Here is a 17,805-nt window from a genome sequence, read left to right on the forward strand (position 1 = left end):
CCGGCTTTAAATGCGAATTAGTACGGTATAAGAATTATATTATATTCCATCCTTTTTTAATAAGTATAGATAACGTTATAAAAGTATCACGTTTACGTGGTATTTGCATAGCCAATATAATGTAAATGCTTCTCAGTATTCGGGGTATTTTCTTTAACTTATGATATTCATTCTCTAAGTCTCTAAGGTTACTCTTAACCTCTCTAATATATGTTTTAAAAAACTCTACAACCTGATCATTGCTATAATACAACTTTGGCGGATAACAGAGCATCAACCTTTCGCCTTTATATATAATGTAGCCATAATTAATAGAAAATCCATATCTCTGAATGTATTTTTCAAAATCAATTTTTAGCTTTTCAATTATTATAAAGTTATTTAGTTTTTGTTGCTCTTTTCTATTTATTTCCTTGAATTTTTGAATGTTTAAACGGCAATTTACGACCTTTGCTTTAATAAATTCTGCATCTATCAACTTAGCCCAAACTGTTCGATGGTTTCCATCTGTCTCTACATAATATTCATTGAATTCCTTGTAATATACCAGCTTCATTAAAGGAAAATTATCACTGATAAACCATTGTCTAAATTCCTCTAGATTGGTTTCTTTTAATTTTTCCCCAAAGCTATTAAATCGTGTTACTGACAATTTACCAGCTCTCAAAGTTGCATGATCCCACCAAGACCGATTTTCTTCACCCCTAGTGTCGGTTAAACCTTTAATATCCCTTACTGGAACTATAACATTAGATTCAGATGATTCATTCTCAAAAAAAGATTGATAATATTTATCACTTTTAACCATTTCTAATGTAAGGAAATTTAAATAGTCTTGATGTACACCCTTTTCTAATAGTAATTCTTTTAAATGGCTAATTTTGATTTCCTCCTTTTAACTTACAGGAAGTATAAGACGGTTTACCGCGCTTAAACTTCCCTACAAAAAGAAGCACGGGAATCGTCCAGAGCCACACGAAAAGACTCATAATTTATTGAATATAAACTAAAAAGGTGGCTAATTTATGGAAGGTTCCATTACTGAAATTCTTTTTTATTCCAGTTTAAAAACCACAGGAGACAATTTTCCTTTTCGAACTTTACTTTTAACGCGAAAAATTAGAATAATTAAATGAATACAGGTTTTTCAGACACCTATGTGCAAAAAAAAAAGCCATTCCTTATAAAAGGAAGTGACTCACTTATAATCTACTCCACCCCATAATACTCCACATACTAATCGGTAAACCTCTGCAACCCTTCCTCAATGGAAGTCTTCGGCTTAAACCCAACAGCATTCTCTAACTGTTAAGTTGATGCATAGGTGGCTGGTACATCGCCTGGCTTGATTGTTTCAAAGCTCTTTTCAAACATGACTTCCCTGCCCAGTGATTTGCTCAGGCACTTCTCTAGAGTTTCAATAAATGTCATCAGCTTCTCTAGGCTGTTATTGCCGAGATTGTATACCTTATGAGGGGCTGCTATCTCCCCGGCTGGAGGGCGGCTTAGCAGGCGTACAGAGCTTGAAGAAACATAAACCAAATGATCTACCGGGTTATGCTTGGCAGGTTCAAGAATGTTATAGAAGCCAATCACTTTCCTATAGATATAGACATACGGGTTTTCAATGGAATAGCACACCCCTGCTTGTGCAGCCAGATTAACGACAATATTCGGCTTGGACTCTTTTAAATCATCAATCCCCGACCTTGCAGCCTTAATTAAGCTATTTTCATAAAAGAAACTCCCTGTTCAATTACCTTCTCTACACCAACTTGTGGAACGAACTGTGGAACAAGATTTTTCGGGGAGTGACAGGCACGGTTACTATTGGATATAGACATCCGGGTTTTCAATGGAATAGCGCCCGCCCTACTTGGGCAGCCGGGATAACGGCAATATTAGGCTTATACTCATTTAGATCATAAATTCCAACAACCTTGCAGGCTCAATCAACTTTTGAAAAATTCACCTTCTTGAAACCTACTTGTGGAACAAATGTGAAACAGGGTTATTCGGGGAGTGACAGGCACCGTTCTCAATCAGATTTCTGGAATGTTAATCTGCAGAGCTTTTCTATACATTGGTAAATGTCTTGGCGTAGCCTGGTAAATTCCTTGGCGAGCAGTGGTAACAAAGATGGCAAGGCCCTTGGCTGTAATCACATACTCTCCGATTTTTTCTTATCAGCTTCCCTGGACAGAAACCGTTTCGATATCCCTTATTATTTTCTTTTTGCTTCTTTTCGAATTGTACCTATTTTTTTATCACTTCTAGTGTCTCTTCCATCCGTGTTTCTGATTGTTCCTGGCGGAAGTCCGTGTTTCTTTTCGAAAGTGCCCACTGTACAATCACTTCTTGTTTTACGTGCCATCTCTTCACCCATCTTCACATTATTTAGTAAAAACGAACCCCTCCAAAAGCACTCTTACAAGAAGATAATACCATATTACTTGTAATTATTGGTTTAAAAATAACTATTTTTTAATTTGTTACGTTAGGGACTTTTGTATTAACAAACATCAGGAAGGATAAGAAGGGTTCTTTAAAAGCAATTCCATTCGTTTAGGATCGAACTTGATATTTGCGCTCTCCTTACTAATCTGCATTTTCACTATTAAATTTTTTTGAAAATTCCTCAGGTAGATTCTCTTGCTGTTGCAAGTAACTACAAGTAGTTTTACTTAAAACTGAAATCCATCACCAAAGCGGCCAGCTTAGAAGAAGAAATGACAGGATAAGTAGCGAGAAGCGTCAAATGGCCAAATATAAAAAGAAGGCCCCTAATGTGAGGGAGCCTTCCTTGATTAATTTCAAATTTCTGGATGGTGTCTGGCACCCGGTGTTCCGTAGATAGCATCCAGTGTGCCCAGACTTGCTGCCTTGTGGAACAAATTGTGAAACGAGAAAATTCGGGTAGTGACAGGCACTATCTGCGAGTCAAAAAAAAGCTCCCAACCATGATTGGGAGCAAAATTATTATATGTTAGATGGTATAGTTTTAGTTAATTTAACCCAAATAACCCTCGATCACACTACAAACAGCATCAATATCCTCTTCACTCAAATAAGGATGCATAGGCAATGATAAGACTGTATGACAAAGCCTCTCTGTTACTTCAAAATCCTGATCATTAAACTCTAAGTAAGAGAAAGCTTCCTGTTTATGCATAGGTTTTACATAATAAACCATGCTCGGAATCCCTTTTTCCTTCAACTTGGCTTGCAAGCCGTCTCGTTGTTCTTTGTTTTGAAGCTTAATAGTATATTGGGCAAAGCTGGAATAATAACCTTCTGGAATATATGGCGTCTCCACTATTCCAGCTAATCTTTCGTTATATAAGTTATAAGCTCTATTAACATCTTCTACCTCATGTTCAATAAATGCCTTTAACTTAACCTTTAAAATAGCGGCCTGGATTGTATCAAGTCTTGAATTAACTCCAATCCTGACATTGTCGTACTTATTTTCGCCTTTTCCATGCACTTTTAAAGAATTGAGTAAACTTGCTAGTTCACTATCATTGGTAAAAATGGCCCCTCCATCTCCATAACAGCCTAATGGCTTCGCTGGAAAGAATGATGTCGTTGCAGCATCGCCGAAACCGCATGCCCTTTTGCCATTGATATGGCCACCAAAACCTTGAGCCCCGTCTTCTAAAACTAGTAAATTATACTTATTAGCAATTTCCTTTATTTTGTTATGATTTGCAGGAAGGCCAAATAAATCAACCGGGATGATAACTTTCGGTGTTAATTTACCTTCTTCGAGAACCTTATTTATTGCTATTTCTAATTTAACCGTATCTAAATTAAATGTTTCTCTATCTACATCTACAAAAACAGGAGTTGCCCCCCTATATGAGACAACTTCACCCGTAGAAAAAAACGTAAAGTCTGGTAAAAATACTGCATCGCCTTCTTTAATTCCCCATGACATTAATACCAAAGTCATTGCTTCAGTTCCATTAGCACAAGTAATACAATGCTTCACACCTACATATTCAGCTAATTGAGCTTCAAGCTCTTTTATTTCTTTACCACTTATAAAATTTGCATTACTTAATACTTCCTGTATGGCAGTATCAATGTCTTTCTTATACCTCTTATACTGAATATTCAAGTCTCTAAATTCCATTTTTCACCTCAAGAGTCGTGTTAAGGCATTTTACTATAAACACCATTCAAATAACCTCATTTGGCCCTAATTTATAACAGGCTTCCACTTTTTCTTGCTGGTATTCCTGTATAAATACTGTAAGGCTCCACATCTTTTGTAACAATGCTCCCAGCCCCGATAATTGAACATTTACCTACTGTAACTCCCGGGAGTATTACTACATTAGTACCTATCCAGACTTCATCTTCTATTATTATTTTTTCTTTTTTTGTCAACCTATTTCTCACATAAGGTATTTCATTAATTTCTTTCCCGTTATTTGCATTAGATTCCGTTACGAGTACTACATTAGGTGCAATTGAAACATTATCACCTATCACCACTAAATCTTCTCCATTAGAGGTTGACTGAAATCCTAAATTAGGATAAGTATTTTTACCCATTTGAATTCCTAATTTTCTCCAGTATTTTTTCCTAATCCTCGCGTCTGTATAGTAATTAGCAATGAATTTTACAAACCTTTTAGGCATTACATCCACATTTTTATCCAAGAATTTATAAATCATTTGATCTATCATTGATAAAATTTGTTTTTTCATAATTAATAGTGTATTTCAATAACTCCCCTAATATTTTTATTATAAATTAATCATTTTTCTGACCAGTTCTTTTATTAAATACCTTACTTATATCAAAATATGGCACCTGAACGGCTCCAAATTGCCTAAAAAATTTTTCTATATTTTTTTTCATACTTCCTTCAAAGTCAAATTTTTTACCATGTTGACTCGCTAATTTTATCCCCTCATAAATGAGTAAAGTTAAGGATTGTGATGATCTATATTCCTGGTCAGATCCGCTCATTAAATAATATACACTATCACTGTCTTGAGCAAATAATGCAGCAGAATGTATATTTTCTTTCTCATCTTTTGCAGTAAGAATTTTAACCAGTCCGTTTTTATCCAAATTTTGGTATAATCTTTCGAATAGTTCAAAACTGTATGGTATATCCAAACCTTGGCGTCCATATGTTTTTCTATTTAGGTTATAAAAATCCTCATAAGATAAGTCGTCGTACACCCTTACAATACTATCTGCCTTTTTGATATTTGTTCTTATATTACCGTTAAATTTCTTATAAATTGCTTCTATATTGCTAGTATCTTCAATAATATAAGTGTATCTAGTACTTTGAGTGTAACCTCTCCAGTAAAAAGGCAACCAATTTTCAAAGCTATAATGGAAGTATTGTCTAAAATTTGAGATATTTAATTTTTCAATTTCATCTATTACTTTATCTAGAACTTTATGTTCAAATGAAATTTTTGATTCATACTTAATTTTACTAGGGTAATAAAAAAATACACCATTATTTTGAGTTAAAGGTGCCTTTCTTATTTCAAATCCACCTTCTATATAATTTAGGTAATACGGAAGACTTGCAAGTATATTACCTTGTTCTTCAATTAATATCACATCCCAGTTCTCTTCACCACACACCGCATCAAGCCAAAAATATTGAGAGAAAATTGGAATATCATTCTCTTGACAAAGCTGAATGTATTTTTTTTTTCGTTCACTCATACTAAAACCTACCTTTAAAATCAAGGGTACTGCACTTCTGAATAGGAAGTTTCACACTCTTCCCTTCCGCAGATGATTTATAAATGGCAAGTACAAGTTCAATTGCCCTTCTACCGTCTTCTGCAGTTACATAAGGTTCTCTATCATTTTTAATAGCGTCAATTACATCGGCATATAATGGGTAATGACCAAACCCATATACATTAGGAGGATTTTCTTGATACTTCTCCTTTACTTCATTCGGATCATCCTTCTTATCAGCAAACTCCCATTCCTCAATAAGATTTACTGATTTACCACCTGCTTTAACTGTTCCCTTGTTTCCAAAAATATAGAGTGTTTCTTCAAGGTTTCTTGGATAGATATTTGTCGTTCCTTCAACAATTCCATAGCTTCCATTAGAAAACTTAATAAGGGCCATACCCAAATCCTCTGCTTCTATAAAACTATGATTCAGGTTGTCTGTCATCCCAACAACTTCAATTATATCGTCACCCATCATCCATCTTAAAAGGTCAATATTATGAATACACTGATTCATAAGTGCCCCACCATCTTGCTCCCAAGTTCCTCTCCAAGGAGCTTGCTTATAGTAGTCTTCTCCCCTGTTCCAACGGATATGGGCTGTTCCATGAAGGAGTCGTCCAAAACGCTTTTCTTCTACTGCTTCTCTAATTTTTTGAACTGACTTATTAAATCTGTTTTGATGGCAGGCACTTACCTTTACATTCATTTCTTTAGATTTCATGATAATTTCATCAGCTTCTTCAAGGGAAAGTGCAATGGGTTTTTCAATAATTAAGTTGCTTCCTGCCTCTATACAATCCAATGCGATTTGTCCATGATTACCGCTTTCCGTACATATGGCAACTAATTCAGGTTTTTCCTTTTCCAGCATCTCTTTGTAGTTAGTATATAAAGTTGTTGATTCTGGAAGATTAAAATCTAATAGCTTGTCTTGCATATTTTCGAGTACTATATCACATAGAGCAACAATATTAAGATTATTTTCAATTGCAGCAGCTATATGATTCGGTGAAATTCTTCCACATCCAATAATTGCATATTTCAGACTCATAATGAACCCCCTATAATAATTCGATATTATCTCGATTTTTTACATTTTTCATAGCGTTCTTCGTATCGAAGATTGCCTTTGCATGTTCTTGTACAAAATCGTAATCAACCATAGTGTGAGCCGTAGTTACTATAACTATATCGGCACTTCTTATTAATTCAGCAGTTAATTCCAATTCGCCTTTCTTAACTTTCCCGTGTTCACGGTATTCAGGGACAAATGGGTCAAAGTAAACAACTTCTGCTCCTTCTTTTTCCAGTTCCTCAATAACACGGATTGCAGGACTTTCCCTAAAATCTTCAATGTCTTGTTTATATGCCACTCCCAAAACCAGTATCCTTGATCCATTGACCGCCTTTTTTTGTCTATTTAAAATTTTACTAGACCTCTCGGCACAATATTCAGGCATACGATCGTTTACCATCATAGAAGATTCGATCATTGAAGTATGGAAGCCATATTCGCGTGCCTTCCAGGATAGATAATATGGATCAAGTGGTATGCAATGCCCACCAAGTCCTGGGCCAGGATAAAATGCCTGAAATCCATAAGGCTTTGATTTAGCCGCGTCAACGACTTCCCAAAAGTTAATACCCATTTTATGACTTAAGATAGCAAGCTCGTTTACAAGACCAATATTGACATTTCTATATGTGTTTTCAAGAATTTTCTCCATTTCTGCAACAGCAGGAGAAGACACACGATGAATCGGTGCTTCTAATATGCTCTCATATAGAGCAGCCGCAACATCGGTGCATTCAGGAGTAATTCCACCAACTACTTTTGGTGTATTTTTAGTTTTATAAATTAGGTTCCCTGGGTCGACACGTTCCGGAGAGAATGCTAGATAAAAGTCCTCACCGCATTTTAATCCCGAGGTTTCAAGAATAGGCTTGATAAGTTCCTCTGTAGTCCCCGGATAAGTAGTAGATTCCAAAACAATTAACATATCTTTATGCATATACGGAACGATACTTTCAGCAGAAGCTTTTACATAACTTATGTCAGGTTGTTGATATTCATCAAGTGGTGTCGGGACACATATACATACACAATCTGCTTGAGCAACACGAGCAAAATCTGTAGTAGCTATAAGTAGCCCAGACTTTACAATTTCCTTAAGATCTTCATTGACTACATCACCAATATAATTATTACCCGAATTAACCATATCAACCTTTGATTCTTGTATATCAAATCCAATCGTTTTAAAACCCGCTTTTGCTTTCTCAACAGCAAGAGGTAGTCCAACATATCCAAGTCCAATTACTCCAAGTGTTGCCATTTTATTTATTAATCTCTTTTTTAAGTTTCCAGTTGTCGTAGTAGATTTCATATCTAATCTTCCCCCTCCTAATGGTTACAGCACACAATCTTACCAACTATTAATTTTTTCCTGCCTCAAATTTGCATTCGTTTATTCATAATCTCTTTAGTAAAACTTCCAAAAATGTTCACAATTCCACTAAACTATCATAATAATATGACCTCTTTCTTTCTAAAAGTTACCATGCCAATGAAGAAAATTAATAGAAATTTAAAAACTGAACCTATTAGTGCAGCAATGCTAAAACCCATCAGTCCATCCAAATTAATCATTAGTATCCCGCTCACTAAATAGACAAACCCGTACGATATTTGTATAACAATTTGTAAATATGTGGGACTATACTTTAATAAGATAGTTTGTGAAAGAGTACAACTTGCGAACAGAATTATACCAAGGTTAGCAAGAAACAAAATACTTAAAGATTCACTATAATAATTAGGATATAAAAGTATTAATACATACTTGGAAACATAAAATGTAAATATTGAAGCTATAGTACTAAAAATCAAAATACCAAAATTTAAAATAGAAAAAATCTTTAAAGTCATTTTTCTATCTATATTCGAAATATAACTTAAGACTACTCCTGAAATAGGAGACATAATAAAGCTAGACATTTTACCTATTACTGTTGCAGCGAAAAATATAGCTACTTGGTGAGATCCTAATAAGGCTGAAATAATAATTCTGTCTAAATAACTTAGAATATTTGCTATTGAACTAGAAATACTTAACATAGCATATTGTTTAAGAGTGCCTTTAAATTTAATGGAGACCTTGATTGGTTCCTTTAGAAGGTCGGTTGTTTTGTATAAAAATACAAAAGATACTATTTCACCAAATAAAAAGACTAACTGCCATATTTCCGTTACAAATATTGCAAAACTACCTATTAACAAGGCAAAGCTATATACTAGACTATGTTGGAGAATTTTTTTATAATTCAGTTTCAAACGGTAATCTACAGTTAAATATCCTCTTAACATGGTGAAAAGTGATAAAAGTACCAAGAGAATTTTTTCTATATTAGTCTGATAAGACCATAAGAAGTTGATAATGATTAGCATGAATATTATATTAACAATACTGGCCAAAAATAAAATTACCGAGAAATCACCATTAATCTGTTCCTTATTATATTCCTTTGCAGAGATAAGCCTTATATTATTCAATGAGTTTCCTAAAAGAACACCGACAATATTTACTGCTGTCATCATTATTATGATTTCACCAAAATTATCAAGGGTTGTTCCTTTATTAAGAAAGGGGTATACAATAAACTGAATGATTACAGCTGTAAAACCCGTTCCTAAAATATTCAAAATGATATCAGATATAAAAACCTTTGTGTTGCTATTCTTTATCCGCATAATTCTTAAGCTCCAATACCTTCCAAACAAAAAGATGTTATATTTATTTTATTAGATCTTTTCCTTTATATTAATAAATCCCATGCCTAAACCAATAAAAAACCATAATCTTGCATTGGCCATAAATGTTCCACTTACTTGTAATTCAATTAAGGAACTGAAAAATAAAAATAAAACTAGGAAGATACTTGTATTTATCTTTGCTTTTTGGCTATATCTCTTAAATATAAAAGAAAAAAACAAGATAATTAATAACAAGCCAACGAGACCATAATCTGCCATAACTTCCAATATAATATTGTGAGGATGCATATTCGCTCCACTCTCACTTAAAAATCCCATGGGCCCGCTACCGAGAAAGGGACTTTCCGAAAACATATTTAGTGCTAATGGATAAAGTTTTTCGCGACCACTCCCCCCCGCCCAGGAGTCTTCATCCAATTGGAATAAGGTTAAAGTCCTTTCAGTACTAAGTGAGAAAAAATTTTGCGCAAAGTTATTAAACATAAAAATTATAAATAAAAATATTAAAAAAACACTAGTAATCATTTTAACAAATGCAATTATATTACCTTGACGAATTTTCATAATAATAATTAGTAGAGATACTAATATTAAATTAAGAAGAGGACCTCTAGAGCCAGAAAAGACTACAGTTGAAAGCTGAATCGTTAGCATTATAAATAAAATTAGGTTTTTAAACTTGCCCTTAAGAAAAAAGGGTAAATATAAGTTCCACTTTTTATCGTCATAGAAAAGGAAGATATAAAAGGTAACAATAAAAAAGTGTGCTGCCAAATAGCCAATCCCTAACCTTCCAACTCCCCCAATTGAATCTAGACTGCTAACATCTGTATTTTCAGTTATTAATCTATACAAACTTATTGTTAAGATGAATGTTCCAAAAAGGACAAATTTTACTATGACATCAATAAGCTGATTCTCTTTGTTTTGAATTGAACACAGATACCCCAAAAAGAAGGTTGGTATACACATAGACACAAAGATTTTTGCATAATATAGATTTCCGTTCTCATTAAAACCGAATAATGAAAAACTGATTAAATATAGTATTAAAATTAAAAGTACAGGGAGTATATTGGACAAAAACAATTTAGGAAACCTTCCTATTTTTATATAATTAAAGATATATATTATTAACACAATAAAAGTTAATAAAAATATAATTACCCAATATAATATATATATATTTGATTCACTTGATCCTGCATATGAATAATTAAATAAAGATAACACTAAAAAAAATACCCATTCACCCATAACACCTAATAGAAATAAATATTTAAGCATATTACTACCTCTTTTTTAACATCACTTCGCGAGATTTTTTATTTACATGCCACCTTGCCCTTTTTATTACATTTAACGGAGGTTTACTAGTCTTCACATTCTACCGCACCTTATATTGTAATTCTGTTAGCCAATATTTTATAATCCAACGACTCTTTAGAGAAAGCATAGGCCTTTTTCGACATCTCTTGTAATATATTAGGATTCTCAATGATTTGATTAAATATCTTTTCCATTTCCTCACATTTATTAATTGCAAAAGCATTTCCCCTCATAAAATCTTCATGACTCTTTACATTTTCAAATAGAACAGGTGTTCCAACGCATAATGCACTTTGCATAGTTGCACTTTGGCTTCCCGGTTGTAAATACAAGTCTGAAGCGGCAATATACTTTAATAATTCCTCGGAATTTTGCCATCCTAAAAATTTTATCCGTTTATCATTTTTCATAAGGTGTAATACTTTTTCTTTGATTTCTTCAGAAAATGCGCCGATAAGTATTAATTTAATATTTTGATTTGAAATCTTACTAAAATTGCTTATGATCTCATAGGTTTTTTTTCTCACATCCATTTTCCCAGAATGACAAAGTAATATGTCTTTTTCTGCAATCCCTAATTCATCACGCTTTTCTTTTCTATACTGAAATTTTTGATCCTCACTTAGGACTGTTCCCCCTAAAGGATAAAATTCCAAAAGGTTTCCTGGAACTTTATATATTTCCTCTAAAAATTGCTTAGTTTCAAAACTTATATAAAAAACTTTATCAAAATATTGTATTGCCTTTTTAATAAGAATCCTATAAAAAGACTTATGCAACAACTTCATAGAAATCCAATTTAAACCACTATTATTTCTATCTGTATGGCTATCTGCATACAATTTTACCTTGGGATTGTATTTTTTATACCTTGCAACACTTAAAATTTCAAGGGTAGATAGATTATGCAACATTATTACATCCGGTTGAATTTGTGTGATTATTTCATATAAATTAGGAACCTTCCGGACTTTATTACTAATTAAACTATTAACCACTCTATCAAATTTTAGACGAATTAACCTCGTCCCATCAGGTAGTAGTTTGTCAATAGCCTCAGTTTCTCTGAGTTTACCACTTTCGTATTTGTAGCAATCAGAAATGATAGTAACGGTATGGCCAGCTTTTGCATTTTCAGCTGGTAATAAATTATCCTGGTAGGCCATACCTTCAGTATAGGCAGATGCTAAACATATGTGTAAAATCTTCATTAAATCCTCCCCTAAAAAATATATTCAACTAGCTTAGGAATTAATCATATTAATATTTTTTCAGAATAAATATCTAAATATTCCTTAAACCGATGATTTTTATTATATAGAAGGTGAGCTCTTTCTATACATTTCTCTGGATTGAAATTCTTTATGCCTCTTCTAAAATTAAATATTTCATCCTTTAGTTTACTTAAATTCCCTTTTTCTACTATAGTGCCCGTATTTTCATCGACACATTCAACACTACCGCCTGTATCAAATGTTATAACGGGCGTTCCACAAGCCAATGATTCGACATTTGTCATACCCATCACCTCTTCCATAGTTGGGTTAACAAATATATCAGCTAATGAATAAAGTTCTACTAATTCTTCAATACGGTTTGTCCTACTAATACCCAAAATATTTCGAGGTAAATTCTCTCTTTGCTTTTCTGATAGGCCCACTAATACTACCAACTCGTCCTCATCTAATTGGCTTGAAAGTTCAATGAAATAGTCAAGTCCTTTTCTTCGGTCCCAAATACTAGCAACCCCTAGGATAATAAACTTATCTTCAATTTTACATTTTTCTTTAAAAGTACTATTCGTTGGTTTGAACATTTCTAAGTCAATCCCGTTATTTATTACTTTAACTGGATATCCACCTAAAAATGACCTTTTAACTAAACCAGCCAACCATTTTGAAGGAGTAACAATAGTTAAGTTAGGTACACCAGTAAATATATCTTTTTTCTTTAAATAATTATTTTCTGAATCATCAACAATGATACTTGCAGGGTAGGATTTCTTCTCGGGACATGCATAACAGCCGGTTGTCCATTTATTACACCCTACATAATCAAAGTATGCACAATGCCCGGTAAATGCCCAACAGTCATGGAGAGTCCATACTACCGGTTTATTTGCCTTTTTTAAATAGTCAAATAAAATTTCAATATTAATATAGTATCCATGTATGTTATGTAAATGAATAACATCTGGATTTAATTTCTCTACTTTATTAATAAACTCGTGTGTTGCTTTTTTTGAGCCAAACCCGTGTCTATCTAATATTCTTGTTTTAGCAACATGAGCATAATTATCTACAACAGAACCTATTTTTATTGTTGAATCGCAATTCCTTGCCACATCTCTTCCAAAAGCAATATAGCTTTCATGTTCTTGTTCAATCACTAGTTTATGAATATCAGTTGCTATTCTTCCAGTACTTCCAATTCCACAGACAGAGTTAATTTGCAATACCCTCATTTTTTTCCCCAAACAACTCTTTCAATATAAGATGTATAAGACAAAATAATTCTCAGTACTTTTTCAGAAACATTAGGCATGCTGTAGTCCAAAACTCTTCTTAAAGTGTCTTTCTCTTGGGCTTCTAAGACCTCTAATCCTTGTAGTACTCGCTCTTGTTTTAATCCTACCATCATAACTGAAGCTTCTTCCATTGCCTCGGGCCTTTCATGTGCTTGTCTAATATTCAGGGCTTTGAAATTAAGGATGGAGGATTCTTCACTAATTGTTCCGCTGTCACTAAGGACAACTTTGGATTTGAGTTGAAGTTTAACATAGTCATTAAAACCTAATGGTTTTAGTATTTTTACTAAACGATGAAACTTGATTCCTTCTGATTCAATCATTTTTTGTGTCCTTGGATGTGTACTGATAATTACAGGAAGATTGTATTTTTCAGCAATAGCGTTCAAAGTATCGACCAAATCACGGAAATTCGTTTCTGAGTTGATATTTTCCTCTCTATGGGCCGATACAACGAAGTACTTTCCTTCTTCAAGTTCTAATCTAGATAATACATCAGACTTCTCGATGTCTTCTTTTCTTGAATAGAGGACTTCGAACATAGGGCTTCCAGTTTTGATAATTCTATCAGCAGGAAGTCCTTCTCTTAATAAGTACTCTCTGGCAATATCACTATAGGTTAAGTTAATATCAGCAATATGATCAACGATTTTTCTGTTAGTTTCTTCAGGCACTCTTTGGTCGAAGCATCTGTTTCCTGCTTCCATGTGGAAAATAGGAATTTGTCGTCGTTTTGCTGCTATTGCACATAAACAGCTATTTGTATCACCTAGGACTAGAAGCGCCTCTGGTTTTGCTTCATCCAAAATAGGATCAATTTTCACCAGGATATTACCGATCGTTTCTACTGCTGTGCCGGTAGCAGCATTCAAGAAATAATCGGGCTTTTTTAATTTAAAGTCTTCGAAAAATACTTCATTTAACTCATAGTCGTAATTTTGCCCAGTATGAACAAGGATATGATCTATCGCATTCGATTCTTCTAATTTATTTATAACAGCCGACAGTCTAATGATTTCGGGTCTAGTACCTACAACTGTCATAACTTTTAATCTCTTCATAATATGTTATACCTCCAAGTAGTAAGTATCTGGCATCTCGGGATTAAAAAACTCATTTGCCCACATAATTGTGACCATATCAATATCACCGAGATTTTCGATATTATGTGTGTAGCCTGTTGGGATATCGACCACCTCTAGCTTTTCTCCACTAACAAAATATTCAATGACCTCGTTTGAATCAATCTTCCTAAATCGAATGACACCTTTGCCGCTTACCACGAGAAATTTTTCATTTTTTGTATGATGCCAGTGGTTGCCTTTTGTAATGCCAGGTTTAGAGATATTTACTGAGACTTGTCCTCTCTCAGGAGTTTTAATAAACTCTGTAAACGAACCTCGATGATCTATATTCATCTTTAGTGGATAACTGAACTGGTCTTCTGGCAAATAGCTTAAGTACGTACTATATAGCTTTTTTGTAAACGAATCAGCCATATCAGGAATAGAACGCTCTACCCGACTGCTTTTGAAAGAGTTGATAAGCTCTACTATTTTCCCAAGTGTTACAGTATGCACAATTGGAACCTCACATAATTTTCCGGTCGTAGTTTGGTTTCCATTTAACGCATTAATAAGCTCTTCGACTACGTCGTCAATATAAACTAAATTCATTACGACGCTTGGGTCATTAACAGTGATGGGTAAGTCGCGCGCAATGTTATAACAGAAGGTAGCAACTGCACTATTATAATTAGGTTTACACCATTTCCCAAACACATTTGGTAAGCGGTAAACCAGCACTTTAGCTCCTGTTTCTTTACTATAATTAAACAGGAGTTCCTCCCCAGCTTTTTTACTTCTTCCGTAAGGATTATCCAAAACAGATTGCGAAGAAGAAGAAATCATTACCGGGCAAGTGTTATGATACTTTTTTAGTGTACTTAGAAGCGTAGAGGTAAAACTAAAGTTGCCGTCCATAAATTCAGACGGATCTTTAGGACGGTTTATCCCGGCTAGGTGAAAAACAAAATCTGCATTCTCGCAGTAATGATTAAGCAACGCCGGATCGGTTTCTCGACCGTACTCAAAGATATCTTCATAGCCCCGGTTCTTCAACTCAGCAACAAGATTTTTACCAATAAACCCTTTTGCACCGGTCACAAGAATCTTCATTATAGGTTCCAACCTTTCAACTCTTCACGAACATAGTCTAATGTTAATAATTTATCTTTTATCTGTTCGATATTTAATCTCTCGGTATTATGAGAGTTATATTCTTCTTCATTAGACAGCTTTTGGTCCCCTTCAACAAAATACTTATCATAGTTAAGGTCTCTTGTGTCAGCAGGTACTTGGTAAAAACCGCCTAAATCCTGCGCAACCACATGCTCTTCCCTTGTCAATAAGGTTTCATATAGCTTCTCCCCATGACGAGTACCAATGACTTTTATCTCGTTTTCTGCATTAAAGAGTTCTTTAATTGCTTGTGCGAGATCCCCAATTGTGGAGGCAGGGGCTTTTTGTACCATGATGTCCCCGGCTTCTGCGTTTTGAAACGCAAATACGACAAGCTCTACTGCTTCTTCCAGGCTCATTAAGAATCTTGTCATATTAGGGTCCGTCACTGTTAAGGGCTGTCCCTTTTTAATCTGATCAATAAATAATGGGATCACAGAGCCCCGGGAAGCCATCACATTTCCATACCTTGTCCCACAAATAAGGGTTCTCTCCGAATCAACTGTTTTAGCTTTTGCTACGAAAACTTTTTCCATCATCGCTTTAGAAATCCCCATAGCATTAATTGGGTATGCCGCTTTGTCTGTAGACAAGCAAATAACTTTCTTTACACCCATTTCAACCGCACCCGTTAGGACATTTTCTGTTCCAATTACATTCGTTTTTACTGCTTCCATTGGGAAAAACTCACAAGAAGGAACTTGCTTTAGTGCTGCTGCATGAAAAATATAATCAACACCATGCATTGCATTTTTCACACTCGCAAGATCCCTCACATCCCCAATATAAAATTTTAACTTTTCATTTTTATATAATTTACGCATATCATCCTGTTTCTTCTCATCACGTGAGAAAATGCGGATTTCTTTAATATTTGTATCTAAGAATCTTTTCATTACGGCATTTCCAAATGACCCTGTGCCGCCTGTGATTAATAAAGTTTTATCATTAAACATCATTTAGTCCTCCAGTAATTCTCGCATCATATTTACATATTGTTGGGTGCAATGTTCCTTTGTATATTTTTCAAGGAATATATTTCTGCAATTGTCCCCCATATCTTCTCGTTTCTCTTTGTCGTTCTGCAGTTCTTGGATGGCCTCAACCAATTTTGAACTTTCCCCTACTTGAATCGAATAACCCGCTTCATTCTCTACTAGATCCTTTGCAATGTCAGAATCTGCTCCCATAATTGCAATTACTGGTTTGCCAGCCATCATATAACTATAAGTTTTACTAGGAACCGCTAGTCCGGTTAATCCATTAGCAAGGCTTACAATAAATACGTCACTTATACTTAGTGCATCTTGAAAATCTTGACCGTGCAAGAAGTCGAATATTTTAACATTCTCAAGCTTTTCTTTTTGGACAATATCCTTTAGTAACTGCATTTTATTTCCGTGTCCGGCAAATAGAAACTGAACATTTGTATCGTTTTTTACATTTCGGATAGCATCCACTATTGTATCGAGGTCCTGACAAATCCCTAAATTTCCAAAGTAGGAGACAACTATATTATCATCGTTATTTATTGACTGAAACAGTTCATTATTAATGGTATCTGCTTGAACAGTTTTTCCTTTGTCCTCATACCAGTTAGGAATAACCTCAACCTGTTTTTCTGATAATGATGATCTATTTTTAAGTAAATAAGCTTTCATCTCATTTGATAAAGCAACTACTTTATTAACATGTTTAAAGACAACCTGATTAACCCATTTCATCATCTTGCTAATCATGCTATCCTTGGAAATCGTATTTGTTATATAAGCCATTTCTGGATAAACATCATAGCTAACAAAGACAACCTTTGTTTTAAAAAATTTATTTGCAAGAGCTGCAATGAACGGAAGAATCGGAGGGTTTGAATAAACAATGATGGTTTTATACTTTCTTAGTTCACTAAAGTGCAAAGCAACTGAAAAGGTATAAGAGAAATAGTTCACTAGTCTGCCGATTATATTACTCCTTTTAACCTGCAGGTACTTTAATCTGTTAATTTCGATGCCTTCGTGCACTTCCCTTAATGGTACTTCACCAGTAAAACTATACTCCTTTGGATAACCAGCAATGGCTCCCACTGTGAAACCAGCTTTACTAAGAGCGACAGCAGTATCAAAAGGCAGGGTAGCTGATGAGACGTATTCAGGATAAAAGTATTGACATAAAAATAAAACATCTTTCTTTTTCCTACTCATAT

General features: G+C 34.2%; 14 protein-coding genes and 1 pseudogene. All 15 read right to left on the reverse strand.

The features are described 5' to 3' along the window. Window positions 1-34: 34 nt before the first annotated feature. Window positions 35-808: a hypothetical protein gene (locus ADU22_RS03670; protein ID WP_053360960.1), complete on the reverse strand. Its 774-nt coding sequence runs from the start codon at window positions 806-808 to the stop codon at window positions 35-37. 428 nt (window positions 809-1,236) lie between these two features. Then, a pseudogene (locus ADU22_RS03675) lies at window positions 1,237-1,689 on the reverse strand (GDP-mannose 4,6-dehydratase); the annotation flags it as partial. 1,321 nt (window positions 1,690-3,010) lie between these two features. Then, complete coding sequence (locus tag ADU22_RS03680; protein WP_053360962.1) at window positions 3,011-4,138, reverse strand: DegT/DnrJ/EryC1/StrS family aminotransferase; 1,128 nt, start codon at window positions 4,136-4,138, stop codon at window positions 3,011-3,013. Between the two features lie 71 nt (window positions 4,139-4,209). Beyond that, window positions 4,210-4,671, reverse strand: a complete 462-nt coding sequence (locus ADU22_RS03685; RefSeq protein ID WP_197280018.1) for an acyltransferase — start codon at window positions 4,669-4,671, stop codon at window positions 4,210-4,212. A gap of 94 nt (window positions 4,672-4,765) precedes the next feature. Beyond that, complete coding sequence (locus tag ADU22_RS03690; protein WP_053360964.1) at window positions 4,766-5,707, reverse strand: GNAT family N-acetyltransferase; 942 nt, start codon at window positions 5,705-5,707, stop codon at window positions 4,766-4,768. 1 nt (window position 5,708) lies between these two features. Then, window positions 5,709-6,785, reverse strand: a complete 1,077-nt coding sequence (locus tag ADU22_RS03695) for a Gfo/Idh/MocA family protein (RefSeq protein ID WP_053360965.1) — start codon at window positions 6,783-6,785, stop codon at window positions 5,709-5,711. A gap of 10 nt (window positions 6,786-6,795) precedes the next feature. Further along, window positions 6,796-8,121, reverse strand: a complete 1,326-nt coding sequence (locus ADU22_RS03700; RefSeq protein WP_053360966.1) for a nucleotide sugar dehydrogenase — start codon at window positions 8,119-8,121, stop codon at window positions 6,796-6,798. A 137-nt stretch (window positions 8,122-8,258) separates the two neighbouring features. After that, window positions 8,259-9,485 carry a lipopolysaccharide biosynthesis protein gene (locus ADU22_RS03705; protein WP_053360967.1) on the reverse strand — a complete coding sequence of 409 codons (1,227 nt, stop codon included), beginning with the start codon at window positions 9,483-9,485 and terminating at the stop codon, window positions 8,259-8,261. A gap of 51 nt (window positions 9,486-9,536) precedes the next feature. Next, window positions 9,537-10,796: an O-antigen ligase family protein gene (locus tag ADU22_RS03710; RefSeq protein WP_053360968.1), complete on the reverse strand. Its 1,260-nt coding sequence runs from the start codon at window positions 10,794-10,796 to the stop codon at window positions 9,537-9,539. Window positions 10,797-10,906: 110 nt separating this feature from the next. Continuing rightward, a complete protein-coding gene (locus ADU22_RS03715) occupies window positions 10,907-12,049 on the reverse strand; it encodes a glycosyltransferase family 4 protein (protein WP_053360969.1) in 1,143 nt (380 codons plus the stop codon). 44 nt (window positions 12,050-12,093) lie between these two features. After that, the gene (locus tag ADU22_RS03720) at window positions 12,094-13,302 is read right to left on the reverse strand and encodes a glycosyltransferase (RefSeq protein ID WP_053360970.1); all 1,209 of its coding nucleotides are present in this window, start codon (window positions 13,300-13,302) and stop codon (window positions 12,094-12,096) included. Beyond that, window positions 13,299-14,426: a non-hydrolyzing UDP-N-acetylglucosamine 2-epimerase gene (gene wecB / locus ADU22_RS03725; protein WP_053360971.1), complete on the reverse strand. Its 1,128-nt coding sequence runs from the start codon at window positions 14,424-14,426 to the stop codon at window positions 13,299-13,301. Before wecB ends, ADU22_RS03720 begins: the two co-directional genes overlap by 4 nt. Window positions 14,427-14,432: 6 nt before the next feature. Beyond that, entirely contained in the window at window positions 14,433-15,542 is a 1,110-nt protein-coding gene (locus tag ADU22_RS03730) for a capsular polysaccharide biosynthesis protein CapF (RefSeq protein ID WP_053360972.1), read from the reverse strand. After that, window positions 15,542-16,561: a polysaccharide biosynthesis protein gene (locus ADU22_RS03735; RefSeq protein ID WP_053364456.1), complete on the reverse strand. Its 1,020-nt coding sequence runs from the start codon at window positions 16,559-16,561 to the stop codon at window positions 15,542-15,544. Before ADU22_RS03735 ends, ADU22_RS03730 begins: the two co-directional genes overlap by 1 nt. 3 nt (window positions 16,562-16,564) lie before the next feature. Continuing rightward, window positions 16,565-17,803 carry a glycosyltransferase family 4 protein gene (locus ADU22_RS03740; RefSeq protein ID WP_053360973.1) on the reverse strand — a complete coding sequence of 413 codons (1,239 nt, stop codon included), beginning with the start codon at window positions 17,801-17,803 and terminating at the stop codon, window positions 16,565-16,567. Between the last annotated feature and the right edge of the window lie 2 nt (window positions 17,804-17,805).

Source organism: Bacillus sp. FJAT-27251 (assembly GCF_001273925.1).
GTDB lineage: Bacteria > Bacillota > Bacilli > Bacillales > Cytobacillaceae > Mesobacillus_B.

Bases quoted from the DNA above. Each gene is read 5' to 3' on its own strand.
- ADU22_RS03670 (WP_053360960.1), bottom strand. From the start codon at position 808: ATGGTTAAAAGTGATAAATATTATCAATCTTTTTTTGAGAATGAATCA.
- wecB (WP_053360971.1), bottom strand. From the start codon at position 14,426: ATGAAGAGATTAAAAGTTATGACAGTTGTAGGTACTAGACCCGAAATC.
- ADU22_RS03710 (WP_053360968.1), bottom strand. From the start codon at position 10,796: ATGCTTAAATATTTATTTCTATTAGGTGTTATGGGTGAATGGGTATTT.
- ADU22_RS03700 (WP_053360966.1), bottom strand. From the start codon at position 8,121: ATGAAATCTACTACGACAACTGGAAACTTAAAAAAGAGATTAATAAAT.
- ADU22_RS03690 (WP_053360964.1), bottom strand. From the start codon at position 5,707: ATGAGTGAACGAAAAAAAAAATACATTCAGCTTTGTCAAGAGAATGAT.
- ADU22_RS03720 (WP_053360970.1), bottom strand. From the start codon at position 13,302: ATGAGGGTATTGCAAATTAACTCTGTCTGTGGAATTGGAAGTACTGGA.
- ADU22_RS03730 (WP_053360972.1), bottom strand. From the start codon at position 15,542: ATGAAGATTCTTGTGACCGGTGCAAAAGGGTTTATTGGTAAAAATCTT.
- ADU22_RS03740 (WP_053360973.1), bottom strand. From the start codon at position 17,803: ATGAGTAGGAAAAAGAAAGATGTTTTATTTTTATGTCAATACTTTTAT.
- ADU22_RS03735 (WP_053364456.1), bottom strand. From the start codon at position 16,561: ATGTTTAATGATAAAACTTTATTAATCACAGGCGGCACAGGGTCATTT.
- ADU22_RS03680 (WP_053360962.1), bottom strand. From the start codon at position 4,138: ATGGAATTTAGAGACTTGAATATTCAGTATAAGAGGTATAAGAAAGAC.
- ADU22_RS03695 (WP_053360965.1), bottom strand. From the start codon at position 6,785: ATGAGTCTGAAATATGCAATTATTGGATGTGGAAGAATTTCACCGAAT.
- ADU22_RS03705 (WP_053360967.1), bottom strand. From the start codon at position 9,485: ATGCGGATAAAGAATAGCAACACAAAGGTTTTTATATCTGATATCATT.
- ADU22_RS03715 (WP_053360969.1), bottom strand. From the start codon at position 12,049: ATGAAGATTTTACACATATGTTTAGCATCTGCCTATACTGAAGGTATG.